The 14537-nt window shown below is 56.0% G+C and carries 16 protein-coding genes and 1 pseudogene; 5 read left to right on the top strand and 12 right to left on the bottom strand.

Features of this window, described 5'->3' with window-relative positions; genetic code table 11:
* Positions 1-135 precede the first annotated feature (135 nt).
* A pseudogene (locus DTJ15_RS03455) lies at positions 136-420 on the bottom strand (AIR synthase-related protein); the annotation flags it as partial.
* Here DTJ15_RS03455 and DTJ15_RS03450 point away from each other — a divergent pair.
* The gene (locus tag DTJ15_RS03450; RefSeq protein WP_349292846.1) at positions 412-924 is read left to right on the top strand and encodes an APC family permease; all 513 of its coding nucleotides are present in this window, start codon (positions 412-414) and stop codon (positions 922-924) included. The pseudogene DTJ15_RS03455 and the gene DTJ15_RS03450 overlap by 9 nt on opposite strands.
* 87 nt (positions 925-1011) lie before the next feature.
* On the opposite strand, the gene DTJ15_RS03445 is transcribed toward DTJ15_RS03450, so the two are convergent.
* A complete protein-coding gene (locus DTJ15_RS03445) occupies positions 1012-2313 on the bottom strand; it encodes a DnaJ domain-containing protein (protein WP_249109405.1) in 1302 nt (433 codons plus the stop codon).
* Positions 2314-2595: 282 nt separating this feature from the next.
* On the opposite strand from DTJ15_RS03445, the gene hemB reads away from it, so the two are divergent.
* The gene (gene hemB / locus DTJ15_RS03440; RefSeq protein WP_249109404.1) at positions 2596-3591 is read left to right on the top strand and encodes a porphobilinogen synthase; all 996 of its coding nucleotides are present in this window, start codon (positions 2596-2598) and stop codon (positions 3589-3591) included.
* Positions 3592-3637: 46 nt separating this feature from the next.
* A complete protein-coding gene (locus DTJ15_RS03435; protein WP_249109403.1) occupies positions 3638-3982 on the top strand; it encodes a YraN family protein in 345 nt (114 codons plus the stop codon).
* Positions 3983-4067: 85 nt separating this feature from the next.
* Here DTJ15_RS03435 and DTJ15_RS03430 read toward each other — a convergent pair whose 3' ends face one another.
* The 9 genes from DTJ15_RS03430 to purB all read right to left on the bottom strand — a co-directional run bounded on the left by DTJ15_RS03430 (position 4068) and on the right by purB (position 11301).
* Positions 4068-4385 carry a hypothetical protein gene (locus DTJ15_RS03430; RefSeq protein WP_043560313.1) on the bottom strand — a complete coding sequence of 106 codons (318 nt, stop codon included), beginning with the start codon at positions 4383-4385 and terminating at the stop codon, positions 4068-4070.
* Positions 4386-4537: 152 nt separating this feature from the next.
* Positions 4538-4873: a Grx4 family monothiol glutaredoxin gene (gene grxD / locus DTJ15_RS03425; RefSeq protein ID WP_043560315.1), complete on the bottom strand. Its 336-nt coding sequence runs from the start codon at positions 4871-4873 to the stop codon at positions 4538-4540.
* Positions 4874-4891: 18 nt separating this feature from the next.
* Positions 4892-5119, bottom strand: a complete 228-nt coding sequence (locus DTJ15_RS03420) for a BolA/IbaG family iron-sulfur metabolism protein (RefSeq protein ID WP_081563465.1) — start codon at positions 5117-5119, stop codon at positions 4892-4894.
* A gap of 31 nt (positions 5120-5150) precedes the next feature.
* Positions 5151-7394 carry a phosphoribosylformylglycinamidine synthase subunit PurL gene (gene purL, locus DTJ15_RS03415; RefSeq protein WP_248460552.1) on the bottom strand — a complete coding sequence of 748 codons (2244 nt, stop codon included), beginning with the start codon at positions 7392-7394 and terminating at the stop codon, positions 5151-5153.
* Positions 7394-8092, bottom strand: coding sequence for a phosphoribosylformylglycinamidine synthase subunit PurQ (purQ, locus tag DTJ15_RS03410; RefSeq protein WP_249089211.1), 699 nt, complete (start codon positions 8090-8092; stop codon positions 7394-7396). The genes purL and purQ overlap by 1 nt, the downstream gene beginning before the upstream one ends.
* A 17-nt stretch (positions 8093-8109) precedes the next feature.
* The gene (locus DTJ15_RS03405) at positions 8110-8862 is read right to left on the bottom strand and encodes a Rap1a/Tai family immunity protein (RefSeq protein ID WP_052349075.1); all 753 of its coding nucleotides are present in this window, start codon (positions 8860-8862) and stop codon (positions 8110-8112) included.
* The gene (purS, locus tag DTJ15_RS03400; protein ID WP_043560321.1) at positions 8859-9101 is read right to left on the bottom strand and encodes a phosphoribosylformylglycinamidine synthase subunit PurS; all 243 of its coding nucleotides are present in this window, start codon (positions 9099-9101) and stop codon (positions 8859-8861) included. Before purS ends, DTJ15_RS03405 begins: the two co-directional genes overlap by 4 nt.
* Complete coding sequence (gene purC, locus DTJ15_RS03395) at positions 9101-9862, bottom strand: phosphoribosylaminoimidazolesuccinocarboxamide synthase (protein ID WP_043560324.1); 762 nt, start codon at positions 9860-9862, stop codon at positions 9101-9103. Before purC ends, purS begins: the two co-directional genes overlap by 1 nt.
* A gap of 107 nt (positions 9863-9969) precedes the next feature.
* A complete protein-coding gene (purB, locus tag DTJ15_RS03390) occupies positions 9970-11301 on the bottom strand; it encodes an adenylosuccinate lyase (protein WP_249109402.1) in 1332 nt (443 codons plus the stop codon).
* A gap of 223 nt (positions 11302-11524) precedes the next feature.
* Here purB and DTJ15_RS03385 point away from each other — a divergent pair, with 223 nt between their 5' ends.
* Positions 11525-12163, top strand: a complete 639-nt coding sequence (locus tag DTJ15_RS03385; RefSeq protein WP_227449634.1) for a TerC family protein — start codon at positions 11525-11527, stop codon at positions 12161-12163.
* Positions 12164-12230: 67 nt separating this feature from the next.
* Positions 12231-14102: a lytic transglycosylase domain-containing protein gene (locus tag DTJ15_RS09130; protein WP_249109401.1), complete on the top strand. Its 1872-nt coding sequence runs from the start codon at positions 12231-12233 to the stop codon at positions 14100-14102.
* A 73-nt stretch (positions 14103-14175) separates the two neighbouring features.
* On the opposite strand, the gene DTJ15_RS03375 is transcribed toward DTJ15_RS09130, so the two are convergent.
* Positions 14176-14454: a hypothetical protein gene (locus tag DTJ15_RS03375; protein ID WP_043560331.1), complete on the bottom strand. Its 279-nt coding sequence runs from the start codon at positions 14452-14454 to the stop codon at positions 14176-14178.
* Between the last annotated feature and the right edge of the window lie 83 nt (positions 14455-14537).

Raw genomic sequence — 14537 nt, 5'->3', positions numbered from 1 at the left:
TCACAAATAATGAAAACTCTAATCATGTTAAGGAAAAGAAAGCAATAAAAATTGCCTCTCCTTAAACAATTCTTTAGAGACTCTCACTTCCCCAAACCAATAAGCATGAGCAGGCATATCCGCAGGAGCATCCGCAAGGCTGCAACCGATCCCACCTGCCATAGCCATCTCAGCCACAGCGAGCAAAAGCCCACCATCTGAAACATCATGACAGGCCGTGAGCAGCTCATCTTGAATCAATCCACGCACGAAATCACCATTCCGCCGCTCAGCTTCAAAATTAATCGCAGGAGGTGCGCCCTCCTCACGGTTGAGGATTTCCTTCAACCATAAAGACTGCCCGAGCGTGCCAATCGTCTCCCCAATGAGGAGAATCTCTCCTGCATCAGGGAAGGCAAGACCAACGGCTTTATGTACATCTCCTGGTTCTCCAGCCTTGTCACCCTGGGCATTGCCCTGGGCTATATCTCGGTGATCTACGGGCTGCTGATGGGCCAGAGCCGTGTCTGCCTCTCCATGGCGCAGGACGGGCTGCTGCCGCCCCTGTTCGGCAGGCTCAACGAGAAGAGCCGGACGCCCTGGGCCTCCCATATCATCACCGCCATTGCCGCCAGCGTGCTGGCCGCCTGCCTGCCCATCGACATGCTCGGCAAGATGACCTCCATCGGCACGCTGCTGGCCTTCATCATCGTCTGCTTTGGCGTGATGATCCTGCGCCTGCGCCAGCCGGACGCCCTGCGCCGCTTCCGCACACCGGGCGGGCCGTTCCTCGTGCCCATGCTCGGCATCCTCTCCTGCGGAGCCGTCATGGTCTCCATGGACCTGATGACATGGGTGCGGCTGGTGCTGTGGCTGCTCATCGGCATGGGGGTCTATGTCTGCTACGGGATGCACCGCGCCCGCCTGCGCCACGGCGGGAAGTGAGGGATACTGGGGAGGGTTTCGATCCCTCCCCTCGCCTACCTTTAGCCAGACAATCTTTCCGGGAAAGCTCTTTTCAGACCCGGATCATCAATGAGCAGGGAAAAACCCAAGGAAGGAACCAGCTTTTCTATATGAAAAATCGTAATAATTCCAATCAGAATTATAGTTTATGTTCTGTGGAACACCAAGCCCATAATAATACATATAACCCAGATTTATTCTGGCGTCTCTATTTCCTTGTTTTTCAGCCTTCGAGAACCATGTCACGGCCTTGTTATAATCAACGTCAACACCATAACCAACGGCATAGGCGATACCGAGATAATTCTGTGCATCTGACGATCCTTCATCAGCTGCCAGACGGCAATAATGCAGGGCCTTTCCATAATCACGAGGGAATTTATCATTGAAGGCGTAAAGATAGCATATATCCATTTTCAGCCATGCATCTCCATTATCTGCACTTTCGTCAAAGTACGTCATGGCGGCCGCTGTATCCTTGGGAAGGCCATACCCGCCCAAACTCATGAATCCCAGATTAAACTGGGCGATGGAACTTCCTGAAGCGGAAGCCGATTTCAGTAAAGAAACGGCCCTATCATAATCAATAGGTACATAATCACCTTGGGCGTACATGACCCCCAACAGAGCCTTTCCTCCTGCATTTCCTTTATCTGCCGCTTCCTTAAATAAAAAATAAGCCTCCTTAAAAGAGCCATTCCTATAATAATTAAGACCATCACCTATTTTCCTTAAATAAGACTCTTTCTCATCATCTGTTTTATTCACAATATCTTTTTTATAAGAATACGTAACCTCTTCACGCTTCGCTTTATCAGCTGCTTCTCTTTTCTCTCGTATATGCTCCTGCCGTTTATTGTCTGAATAGACGCACACTAACATTAGTATGAACATAAAAGCTAACCAACATAACGTTAAAATCCTCTTAACTCTCTTTCTTTCTTCCTCGTCTTGTTTCTGTATACGCGCCCGCTTCTCCTTCTGCATTTTTTCTTCCACCTCTCTTTGCTGTCGTGCCCGCTCCTGCTGTCTTCTTTTTTCCGCCTCGTCCCGCCGCGCTTTTTCTGCCGCCTCCCTTTGCTTTCGCGCACGCTCCTGCTGCTCTCTCTCCGCCTTCCGCTTGCGCTCCCGGTCCCAATATGCAGCTATACAGGCTTTGTCGTAATAATCTTTTTTCGTCTCATCACTTAATACACTATAAGCTTTCTGTATTTTCTGAAATATCTCCTTGGCATTAGGTGATTTATTAACATCAGGATGAAATTTTTTGGCCAATATGCGCCATGCTTTCTTGATCTCATCTATTGAGGCCGTATAAGAAAGTTCCATTATTCCATAATAATTCAAAAAATCTATATGTTCCTGCACAAGGCCCCCAGATGGCTAATGGCTCTATAAATTAAGAATACACAATAAACTTTTCTTATGAGAAGGGCAAAAAAATTAACAGATAAGAAACAGCCTCAAAACAACCATGTTTCCACCACCCCAAAACCTGCAAAGCGAAACCCATGCAGCGATAACAGGGCAGCACATCCCACGAATATCCAGATAAAGGAGACACGCGCCCCGCCCGCCTGACGGCTTCCCGTAATGGCCGGGCCGCATTTTCCTCTGGTCAGACCGCCCCCCGAAAGGCATCATGCGGGCATGATGCAAAGCTCTTTCCCGCAGACACGCTTACGGCGAAACCGTTTTGACGATGCCACACGCCGCCTTGTAAGTGAGACACATCTGCATGTTGATAATCTCATCTGGCCCATTTTCATCTGTGAAGGCGAGCAACAACGCCAAAAAGTGAAGGCCATGCCGGGGGTGGAACGGGTCAGTTTAGACCTGTTAGTAGAGCATGTGCGTCCCGCTGTGGAGCTTGGCATCCCCGCTGTCGCCCTCTTCCCCGTTACACCGTTGGAAAAACGTAGCGAAACTGGTGAGGAAGCCCTTAACCCTGATAATCTGATGTGCCGAGCCGCGCGCGTCTTAAAGCAGGCTTACCCTCACCTTGCTTTAGTAGGGGACGTGGCTTTGGACCCCTACACATCCCACGGTCATGATGGCTTAATTAAGGATGGTCACATCCTCAATGATGAATCGGTAGATGTTCTGCGCCATCAGGCCTTGAACCAAGCGAAGGCTGGCATTGATATTATTGCCCCATCCGACATGATGGATGGCCGCGTTAAAGCCATCCGCAGCATTTTAGATGAACATGACTTCCACACAACGCGTATCATGGCCTATGCGGCCAAATATGCCTCTGCCTTTTATGGTCCGTTCCGCAACGCTTTGGGCTCCGATGCCCTGCTCGGCGGAGACAAGAAAAGCTACCAGATGGACCCCGCCAATAGTGATGAAGCCCTGCGTGAAGTCGCCATGGACCTCGCAGAAGGGGCCGACATGATCATGGTCAAACCAGGGATGCCTTATCTGGACATCATCCGCCGGGTGCGTGACAGTTTTGCCGCACCGACATTCGCCTACCAGGTCTCCGGTGAATATTCCATGATCATGGCCGCCATTGAGAATGGCTGGCTGGACCGTGAGAAGACCATTCTGGAAAGTCTCATGGCCTTCCGTCGTGCCGGCTGCCACGGCATCCTCACCTATTTTGCTGTCGAAGCAGCCCGTCTGCTGCGTGCCCGCTAAACCATCTTCTCTCATCCCGCCTCCTCACCGCAGGAAGCGGGGTAGCTTGGCCTATCAGGCAGGCAAACAGGCTGAAGATGCTGCTGCAGAATTTCTGGCCAGACAAGGGTATACCCCCCTGGCAAGAAGGCTACGAACTCCCTGCGGAGAAATCGACCTCCTTGTCGCCAATGATGAGTGGCTTCTTGCCATTGAGGTCAAGCAACGCACAACCCTGAACGAAGCCCGGTACGCTCTTTCGCCCCAACAGAGCCAACGCCTGCTCCGGGCTTTTTCCTTCATTCTCGAGACAAGACCAGACTGGCAGCGCCCCAATACCCGGCTGGATGTGCTGGTCATCGATAAGACGGGACGCATTGAACAGATAGAGGATGCCCTCCGTCTATACTGACCACTTCATCCGAACAAAAAGAAACCCCACAAAGGCCAATTCAGCCTGCGGGGTTTCCCATTTTCATGCTTACAGGGAGACAGGCTCACCCGCGGCGATGATGCGTATTCCGCTGATGCCTGCTGACAACATGGCCATGGAAAGCCACGGTCCGGACAGCAACAGCCCGATGATAATGTGAAGCGGCCAGACGGGTCGGCACAGCGCCACGTGCATGGAACGCTGCCCGACGGGCAACCGTCACATGATGAAAGGCCGATGGCGGGGCGATGAGCGCACTGAATGTCAGCTTGCTTGCCTCATGCTCTGTCAGGATACGATCTGCATGGGCAGAAGGAGCAGACGCCAGCCCCACAAACCCCAGAAGCCCAAAAAGAACCCCTCCCTTAAGGGATTTCACCATGTCATCAACCCTCCACCTTTACCCCAAGCCGCTACAACAGGGATGGACCTCATTCCACAAATAATGGGCAACTCTAATCACAACAGGATGAAGAAAGCAACGTTGGAAGCCTACGCTGACCTTTATTTAATGAGGACCATCCTGCTCTGAAATCAGTCCCCGTTTTTCAGCAGGCCCTTCTCTGCCAGAAGGCTCTCCAGCTCACCGCTCTGGTACATGTCCGTCACGATGTCACACCCGCCAATGAACTCACCCTTCACATAAAGCTGTGGAATTGTCGGCCACTGGGAAAAATCCTTGATACCCTGACGCATCTCCGGACTTTCCAGCACATTCTCCGTTTCAAAATCCACACCCACATGGGTAAGAATCTGCACGACACGAGCAGAAAACCCACATTGCGGAAACTGCTTGTCGCCCTTCATGAAGAGCATGACGGGATTCTTGTCCACCAGGGACTGGATGGTCTGAAAAACAGCCTCATTCATTTGATCATGTCCTCTCGATCAACCAGGAATACGTGTCTTGACGGCCAGAGCATGAAGCTCTGTTCCGACACGGTCCCCGAAAGCTTCATAAACCAGCTTGTGCTGCTTTACCCGTGGCACACCACGAAATGCCTCGCTGACGACCTCACAGGCAAAATGGTCGCCATCACCTGCGAGGTCTTCAACCACAATCTCGGCATCAGGGAAAGCTGCCCGGAGGGTCTTCTCTATCTCTTCTGCTGTCATCATGGTCGAAGCCTCCTTACTCTTCGTTTTCTCAGGATATTTCATCCAGATGCACGACCGGAGCATCCTCCTCTTTCTGCCCCATGAAACGGGGGAAGAAAGAGGCATGCTGCTTACGGAGATGTTCAACCGATACCGCCATGACGCCATCAAGCTTCAACACATCACCGCCGATACGGCCCAAGCGGGATACCGGTACACCAGCCGCCTGTGCAGCCTCCAGCACTGCATCAGCCTGCTTCGTGGCCAATACATACCGGGCCTGATCCTCAGCAAACCAGTAGACATGCTCCGCCAATCCGGCCGGTCCTTTTTCAAGAATGCATCCCCTGTCACCTGCCATGGCCATCTCAGCCAAAGCAACGATCAGGCCGCCGTCTGACACATCATGACAGGCTTCGACAAGACCTTTCTGGATCTGCTCACGCACGAAGTCGCCATTGCGCCGCTCTGCCGTAAAATCAACAGCCGGCGGGGCCCCTTCCTCACGACCCAGGATTTCCTTCAGCCAGATGGACTGACCCAGCTCCCCCCTGGTCTCACCAACCAGAAGAAGCTCACCGTCCTGCGGCATGGCCAGACCAACGGCCTTCCGGACATCATCCAGAACACCGACACCACCAATCACAGGAGCTGGCTGAATGGCCGTCACCGAACCATCATCACCACGGGTCTCATTATACAGGGAGACATTGCCGCTGACGACCGGGAAGTCCAGAGCACGCCCCGCATCGCCAATCCCTTTCACAGCCTCGACGAACTGCGCCATGATACGTGGATTTTCCGGGCTGGCAAAATTGAGATTGTCCGTCATGGCCAATGGTGTGGCACCTGTGGCTGTCAGGTTCCGCCACACTTCCAGCACGGCCTGAGCTCCCCCAACATACGGATCAGCCTGACCGTACCGTGGTGTGCAGTCGGTCGTCATGGCGAGAGCACGGTCAGTCCCTTCCACCCGGACGATGGCCGCATCAGCCCCACCGGGACGCTGGACAGTCTGCCCGCCCACGCCGCTGTCATACTGGTTCCATATCCATGCACGGGAGGCCCCATTGGCACCCGCCAGAAGGCGGCAGAGTCCTGCCTCTATTCCACATGGATCAGCAGGCGCCACCAGAGCAGGCTGCCGTTCATACACCACCGTAGGCCGGTCATAGATCGGAGCCTCATCGGCCAGCGGACCGAGAGGAATATCCGCTTCAACCTTTCCATTATGCCGCACGATTATGCGTCCACTGTCAGTCAGCTTTCCGACAATGGCAAAATCCAGTTCCCACTTCTCGAAAATCCGGCGAGCTTCTTCCGTTCTGTCAGGACGCAGCACCATGAGCATGCGTTCCTGACTCTCGGAAAGCATCATCTCATAGGCATGCATGTTGGGCTCACGCTGCGGGACATGATCCAGCTCCAGATCAATCCCGACACCACCCTTGCTGGCCATTTCCACGGCAGATGAAGTCAGGCCCGCTGCCCCCATGTCCTGAATGGAAATCACCGCATCGGTGGCCATCAGCTCCAGACACGCCTCCAGCAGAAGTTTCTCGGTGAAGGGGTCCCCCACCTGCACGGTCGGACGTTTGGAGCTTGATTCGGAATCAAACTCCGCTGAAGACATGGTGGCACCATGAATCCCGTCACGCCCCGTCTTGGAGCCGACATAAACAACCGGATTACCTACACCTGCCGCAGCTGAAAGAAAGATACGGTCCTGCCGGGCAATCCCGACCGTCATCGCATTGACCAGCGGATTGCAGTTATAGGAAGAATGGAAGTTCACCTCACCGCCAACGGTCGGTACCCCCATGCAGTTGCCATAGCCACCAATACCGCGCACGACACCATCCACCACACGCTTGGTATCCTTGTGGGAGGCATCACCAAAGCGCAGGGCATTCAGGTTGGCTATGGGGCGGGCACCCATGGTGAACACATCACGCAGGATACCACCAACACCCGTTGCGGCTCCCTGATAGGGTTCAATGAATGAAGGATGATTGTGACTTTCCATCTTGAAGACGGCGGCCAAGCCTTCTCCAATATCAATCACACCGGCATTCTCACCCGGACCGTGGATGACCCATGGAGCCTTGGTGGGCAATGTCTTGAGGTGAAGACGGGATGACTTGTAGGAACAGTGCTCCGACCACATGACGGAGAAAATGCCAAGCTCTGTCAGGCTCGGCGTCCGTCCCATGATGTTCAGCACCGTCTCATATTCGTCATCTTTCAGGCCGAAAGAGCGTGCAAGCTCGATATCAACAGGTGCTGCTGTCATCAGCCCAGTGCCTCCATGATCCCGTTAAAGAGCGGCAAGCCGTCCGTGCCGCCAAGGATCTCCTCTGTCAGATTTTCAGGGTGCGGCATGAGACCACAGACACGGCGGTTCTCACTCAGCACACCGGCAATGGACCGGGCACTGCCATTCATGTTTACGTGCTCGTCCCCGTCCTTCACCTGCCCCTCTGCGGTGCAGTAACGGAAAGCGACACGGCCTTCTCCCTCCAGACGGTCCAACACGTCTGGCGCAGCCGTGTAGTTGCCGTCCCCATGGGCCATGGGTGCACGGAAAACATCACCATGCTTCCAGCCAGCCGTGAAGATGCTGTCACGGCCTTCAACCTTCAGGTGACAGTCCTGCGAGAGGAAGCGCATCCCCGCATTACGCAGGAGCGCCCCCGGCAACATCTGGGCTTCCGTCAGAATCTGGAAACCATTGCAGACACCAAGGACATAACCACCCTTCTCGGCGAACTGGCGCACGGCTTTCATGATCGGTGAATGAGCCCCCATGGCACCGCTGCGGAGATAATCCCCAAAGCTGAACCCACCGGGGAGGACGATCAGGTCAAACCCTTCGACACTGTCCTGCTGATGCCAGAGCATCTGAGGTGTCCGGCCGGATACCACCCGGAAGGCCTGAGCCATGTCGCGCTCCCGATTGGTGCCCGGAAAAACGACGATACCTGTTTTCATTGACTGTCTACTGTCCTCTACTGAGCCGCTGGTGCCGAGGCGATGGGCCGTATCGTGGAAGAGCACGGATAGTTGTCATGCAGGGCCCGGTAGATACCACGCCCGGCGGGTTCGTTCATGGCATCTTCATGACCAGCATACCACCCGACAACCAAAGCCCGGAGCTGGGCTCCCCGGATTTCCTTCGGGACACAGAAAGCCACCGGTGTATGGACTCCCTCGACCGTGGAATAATTGCGGGCCCAGACCTCACTGTCCATCGTTCCGGCCAGATAGCCGTCACAGGCGAGCAGGCCACTCTCATGCGTGCACATGGAGACGAGGCCACGTCCCGGCAGAGAAGAAATATTCTGCGCTTCAGCCCTCTGTTCAACATACATGCCGGCCATGCCCGTAGGGCAGGCATAGTTGGCATGAAGGGCCTGATAGACGGCCCGTCCGGCAGGCTGGGCGGCCACGCCATCATGACCAGCCAACCAGCCGACAACAAGCGACCGGACCTGAATACCCTTGATCCCCGCAGGCAGACAGAAAGCCGTCGCAGGGCGTGCCCCGACCAGAGCCCCAAAACTCTGCGACCAAGCAGCACCATCGACCACACCGGCCAGATAGGACCCGCAGGCAGCCCGCTTGGACTCTTTCTGGCAGAACTTTTCCAGCTCAGCGCCTGAAAGAGATGAAATACGCTGAGCGTGAGCCGCAGTCCCCAAGAACACACATGCCATGCTGAAAAACAGGGCAAGCCCTGTCTGCCGAACAGACTTTTTCATCCAACCACCTCTACCCGAAAATCCTCAATCACCTCATTGGCCAGAAGAGCACGAGCCATTTCAGCTCCCTTCTCCTTGGCCGCCTCTGCACTGTCAGTCTTCACGCACAGATCCACCACACGGCTGATCCGCACATCAGATGCCCCCTCGAACCCGAGAGAATGCAACGCATGCTCTACTGCCTTGCCCTGCGGATCCAGCACACCGTCCTTCAGAGAAACAAACACCCTAACCTTCATCACACACTCTCCGCAGCTACGCTTTCAGCCTGGCCATGTTCCGGAAGGATACCCAGACGACGTGCCACTTCCTGATAGGCCTCACCGACGCCACCCATGTCCCGACGGAACCTGTCCTTGTCCATCTTCTCCTGTGTCCGGCTGTCCCACAGACGGCAATTGTCTGGTGAAATCTCGTCAGCCAGGACTATCCTCATCTCGTCCCCCTGCCAGAGACGACCGAACTCCAGCTTGAAATCAATCAACGTGATCCCGACACCCGTAAACAGGCCGCACAGGAAGTCGTTCACCCGCAGGGCGAGGCTCTGGATTTCCTCAAGCTCCTGCGGATGCGCCCAGCCGAATGTGGCAATATGCTCTTCGGAAACCAGCGGGTCATTCAGCGCATCATTCTTGTAATAATATTCCACAAGGGTCCGGGACAGACGCTCACCTTCAGGCAGGGCAAAACGCTTGGAAAGGGACCCCGCCACAACATTGCGGACCACGACCTCCAGCGGAATGATCTCCACCTCCCGCACCAGCTGTTCGCGCATGTTCAGGCTGCGGATAAAGTGGGTGGGAATGCCCAGCTCCCCCAGACGCTGCATCAGATATTCGCTGATCCGGTTGTTGAGAACACCCTTGCCCGTAATGACGCCACTCTTGGCCCCATTGCCTGCCGTTGCATCATCCTTGAAGTACTGGACGACCGTTCCCGGCTCCGGCCCTTCAAAAATGATCTTGGCTTTTCCCTCATAAATCTGACGACGGCGAGCCATGTCATTCAATCCTTAATCGATGCACCTACAGGTCGTCCGGGCAGCCTAGCACAGCTGGACGCCCTTAGACGAGCCTGAGATCAGGCCGGCAGCTCCGGCCCTGCTGTTCAGCCAAAAACGCGGGCAAATATCTGGTCCACTGCACGGAGATGCCGTGCGGGATCCAGAGCATCATCAAGCACGGCCTTCTCGACCCGTCCGGCCACCTCGGGATCAGCCTCCAGATTTTCACGGAATGTCCGGCCTTCTGGCGTACCGAGCTTCGTCCATGTTGCCATGGCGGCACGCTGGACGATCCGGTAGGCATCCTCCCGGGAAATGCCAGCACGGGCCAGAACCAGCAGCACCTCGCCAGAATGGACCACGCCACCAAGGCTTTCCACATTGGCAAGCATCTGGTCTGGATAGACCACCAGTTTCTCCATCATCCCGGACAAGCGGGCCAGGGCGAAGTCCAGCGTGACCGTCCCATCCGGGCAGATGTTCCGCTCCACAGAGGAATGGCTGATGTCACGCTCGTGCCACAGGGCCACATTCTCCAGCGCCGGAGTGACATAAGAGCGGATGAGACGGGCCAGGCCCGTCAGGTTTTCGGACAGAACCGGGTTCCGCTTGTGGGGCATGGCCGAGCTGCCCTTCTGCCCGGCATGGAAGAATTCTTCTGCCTCACGCACCTCAGAGCGCTGGAGATGCCGTACTTCCGTTGCCAGACGCTCGATCCCGCTGGCGATCACGCCCAGAGCGCAGAAAAAAGCCGCATGACGGTCACGGGGGATCACCTGCGTGGAGACAGCCTCCGCCTTCAGCCCCAAGTGATTGGCCACATATTCTTCCACCTCGGGAGAGATATGGGCATAGGTACCCACCGCACCGGAAATGGCACAGACGGCGATTTCCTCACGGGCCACCTCAAGACGGCGACGGTTGCGGGCAAACTCGGCATAATGCCCGGCCAGCTTCTGACCGAAGCTCATCGGTTCAGCATGGATGCCGTGACTGCGCCCGATGGTGACGGTATGTTTGTGCTCATGGGCACGCTTTTTCAGTGCAGCCAGAAGGATGTCCATGTCCTCCAGGAGAATATCGGCCGCCTGCGTCAGCTGTACGGCCAAACAGGTATCCAGGACATCAGAGGATGTCATGCCCATGTGGACAAAACGGCTCTCCGGTCCGACCTTTTCTGCCAGCCATGTCAGGAAGGCGATGACGTCATGGCGGGTTTCGGCTTCAATCTCATCAATCCGGGCCACATCAGCATCGGAGAATGCCGCCATGGCCTCATCACCCTTCGTGCGGATGATCCTGGCAGCGTCTTCCGGAATCTCCCCTCTCTTGGCAAGCGCCTCACAGGCCAGAGCCTCAATCTCGAACCAGATGCGGTAACGGTTGACCGGTGACCAGATGGCCGTCATCCGAGGACGCGAATAGCGGGGAACCATGACGTAACTCCTGCAGAAAAAGCAATCCAGCCCTGCTTACCCCAAACAGTACCCTCTTGCCAGAGCCGACAGCGAAAAGAGACCGGCTTTTACAGGAAGGGAAGCAGAACCGTCTTTATCAATCTTCTCCGGAGAAATCATTTTACTGCATCAGAAAAGATTTCTGGCTATAATGGAGGGCCGACAAAGGCAGGCCGGACACTGCAAATACGATCGTGTGATCATGTCTCTTTTCCATTTCATCGTGATGGTCTGTCTGACCATCCTCCTGAATCTGGCCCTCAGCGGCTATAACGTGATCATCCTCAAGAGGATCATAGACAGCATCAGACCAACCGGAACCGATGAAAATTTCCAGTCCTCCGAGACACAGGCAGAAATACGGCGCTACAGGCGGCAGGCTTTGATCTTCGGCACGGCTCTGGCTGCATTTCTCAGGATCGGGCTGACCCTGATCCTCAGTGATCTCCTCATTTTTTCCTACACGAAACTTGTAGCCAGCGTTCTGCTGTTCTGGACAAGCTGGACACTGTACCGTGCCCTCACGTCCCCCGTCCCGGAAGAGACAAGCAGCCACTCAACCAGCCTGGCCGAGGCCATTCCCAAGATCATCATTGCGGACCTCGCCCTCGGATTGGACAATATTCTCGCCATCGCCTGTGTGTCCATCCATCACCACATCATCCTCATTGTCGGGCTCGTCATTTCCCTCGTGATCATCACGGTCGGCGTCATCCATACGCCCACCCTCCTGTTGCGGATGCGCTGGCTGGGCTGGGTTGGCGTCCTGATCATGCTCGGCCTCAGCCTGCACCTTCTTTACCAAGGCTATCATGATATCCGCTTTCCGAACGTCCATTAAACCGCCAGGCAGACCGGGTCGGACAATCCTCCGATGCGTTCTGGCCCTCGCCTGTTCTGCTCCGGCCGTGACAGCATGGGGCGACACTTCCAGATCACTGGAAGCAGAGCTCGGCCTTTCCCCTTCTGTTCCATCCGCATCGTCTCCATCCCGGCTGGATGAATGGAAAGCGCTGACGGCCCCGGGAGGCACGGCCTACCCAGCCCAGCGTTATGCGGCTTTTCTCCGCCAGCAACCTGCCTGGCCGTTGCAGAAACGCATCGAAAGCCGGTATGAACGGGCCATGCTGATGGAAACATCGGCGCAGGCACGTCAGGCCCTGTGTCCTGCCTTCCCCATCATGCGCAGTGATCTTCTCGCCGCCTGTGCCTCCTTTCTGCCGGACCTCCCAACCCAGGCACGTCGGCTCTGGCGGGAAACAGACATGGGTCCGGCAGAACAGGGGCTTTTCCTTACCCGTTTTTCAGCCCATCTGACAGCCGATGATGAACTGAAACGCTACGAGCGGCTGGAACGCAACGGCCCGGTCACCCTTGCCAGGGAGCAGCTTCAACGAACACCTCCTGCTCTGCGTCCTGTCCTCACAGCACGGCTGGCCAACCGTTTTGCCACGGCTGACGCCGATGCTGCCTTCCAGAATACGGATGCCTCCAGCGATGCCATGCTGGTTTATTATCGACTGAAATATCTGCGCCTTCACGACCGGCTGGATGAAGCCATCCAGCTCTGGCAGCAACCGCTTCCCACAACGTCCGTCGGTGCCCTCTCCCTGCCGACGGTCACACAATGGCAGGACGAGCGTACAAATTTTGTCCGGGCCCTGTTACGCTCCAGCAGACATGATGCCGCACTGACGGGTTTTGCCCTGCTGGACACCATACCTGCCTCCAGCCAGACCGAAGACAGCCACATGATGGCCGGATATATCGCCCTCATGCTGCTGCATGACCCCAACCGGGCTGCACCACATTTCAAGGCTCTGGCAGCAGAAACAGACCTGAACCACCGGGCCGCAGGGCTCTACTGGCAGGCCCGAAGTCTGGAAAGCCAGCACCCGGACCAGGCCGGACCACTCTTCAGGAAAGCAGCAACCCTGCCGACCACCTTTTACGGCCAAATGGCTCTGGCACGATTGACGCACACAGCATTTCTCTCGGCCACCAACCGGGACATGCGTTTCCTCGCACTGCTGAAACAGCAACTGGCTGCTCTGCCCCCCATGCCACCAGCAGGAAAGTCGCCACGACCTGATCTGATGGCAGCCGCAACACGGCTGCAACAGGCTGGTGACAACCAGAATGCTACCCTGTTCCTGACCTATCTTCAGGGCAGGACACAGGATGACCGGGCGGGGCAGCCAGCCATAGCACGCCTTTCAACCAGACTTGGCCTGCCCAAGCCTGCCATCCTCGTGGCCCGACAGCTGGCCCGGCAGGGTATCGCCTTCTATCCGGGAGGCTATCCGTCACCCCGTGTCATGGTCCCCACTTCCCTGCCCCCGAGCCTCATGCCAGCCCTGATCCGCCAGGAAAGCAGCATGGATGAATACGCTGTCAGCCCCCGCCATGCACTTGGCCTCACGCAGCTTCTCCTGCCAACAGCCATCCGGACAGCAAAACGCCATGCTCTACCGTATCAGCTGACATCCCCTGCCGACCTGCTGGACCCCAACATCAACACGATGATCGGCAGCCTTTTCATGGAGGACCTTCAGGCCCAGTTCGGTCAGGTTTTGCCCTACGCACTGGCTGCCTACAATGCCGGGCCTGGCCGCTCCAGGCAGTGGCAGGACGAAATAGGCAGCCCCACGTCTCCAACACGTGAAGATGAAGACAGTCTGCTGCGCTGGATTCTCCTCATCCCCTATAAGGAAACACGAGTCTATATCGAGCACATCACCACGGACATGTCCCTTTACGCACTTCTCCTGCCCCATTGATCTTTTAGGGACGAATCATAAAAAAAGCGGTCCCAGACGGGACCGCTTTTCCACTGCCAGAAACAGGCCTGGATCAGTTGGCCGGAGCTGCTTCCGGAGCCGGAGCCGCAGGCTGGGCCGGAGCTGCTTCCGGAGCCGGAGCTGCAGGCTGGGACTTCTGCAGGGAAGATGCGTTCAGATCTTCAGTAGCCTGCGGAGCCTTGCCGTCTTCCTTCTTCTGGCCATGCTTCATGTTGCACTTCTTGCCATGATGATGGTGATGGCGAGCATGATGGGCATCAGCAGCAAAAGCCGGAGCAGCAGCAGCTGTCAGGCCGATCAGAGCGACAGCAGAGAGAGACAGTTTCTTCATAAATCCTCCTCAATCGTCCTTCCATGTGACGACGGGGGCAGTGTAGGACGAATACTTCTGCAAAACAATCCACACAGCACTAA

This window comes from Parasaccharibacter sp. TMW 2.1891, assembly GCF_023337675.1.
GTDB lineage: Bacteria > Pseudomonadota > Alphaproteobacteria > Acetobacterales > Acetobacteraceae > Bombella > Bombella apis.
Note: the sequence above shows the minus strand (reverse complement) of the source record. Positions and strands in the feature narration are given on the sequence as shown.

Bases quoted from the DNA above. Each gene is read 5' to 3' on its own strand.
- DTJ15_RS03450 (WP_349292846.1), top strand. From the start codon at position 412: ATGTACATCTCCTGGTTCTCCAGCCTTGTCACCCTGGGCATTGCCCTG.
- hemB (WP_249109404.1), top strand. From the start codon at position 2,596: ATGATGCAAAGCTCTTTCCCGCAGACACGCTTACGGCGAAACCGTTTT.
- DTJ15_RS03430 (WP_043560313.1), bottom strand. From the start codon at position 4,385: ATGGTGAAATCCCTTAAGGGAGGGGTTCTTTTTGGGCTTCTGGGGTTT.
- grxD (WP_043560315.1), bottom strand. From the start codon at position 4,873: ATGAATGAGGCTGTTTTTCAGACCATCCAGTCCCTGGTGGACAAGAAT.
- DTJ15_RS03420 (WP_081563465.1), bottom strand. From the start codon at position 5,119: ATGACAGCAGAAGAGATAGAGAAGACCCTCCGGGCAGCTTTCCCTGAT.
- purL (WP_248460552.1), bottom strand. From the start codon at position 7,394: ATGACAGCAGCACCTGTTGATATCGAGCTTGCACGCTCTTTCGGCCTG.
- purQ (WP_249089211.1), bottom strand. From the start codon at position 8,092: ATGAAAACAGGTATCGTCGTTTTTCCGGGCACCAATCGGGAGCGCGAC.
- DTJ15_RS03405 (WP_052349075.1), bottom strand. From the start codon at position 8,862: ATGAAAAAGTCTGTTCGGCAGACAGGGCTTGCCCTGTTTTTCAGCATG.
- purS (WP_043560321.1), bottom strand. From the start codon at position 9,101: ATGAAGGTTAGGGTGTTTGTTTCTCTGAAGGACGGTGTGCTGGATCCG.
- purC (WP_043560324.1), bottom strand. From the start codon at position 9,862: ATGGCTCGCCGTCGTCAGATTTATGAGGGAAAAGCCAAGATCATTTTT.
- purB (WP_249109402.1), bottom strand. From the start codon at position 11,301: ATGGTTCCCCGCTATTCGCGTCCTCGGATGACGGCCATCTGGTCACCG.
- DTJ15_RS03385 (WP_227449634.1), top strand. From the start codon at position 11,525: ATGTCTCTTTTCCATTTCATCGTGATGGTCTGTCTGACCATCCTCCTG.
- DTJ15_RS03375 (WP_043560331.1), bottom strand. From the start codon at position 14,454: ATGAAGAAACTGTCTCTCTCTGCTGTCGCTCTGATCGGCCTGACAGCT.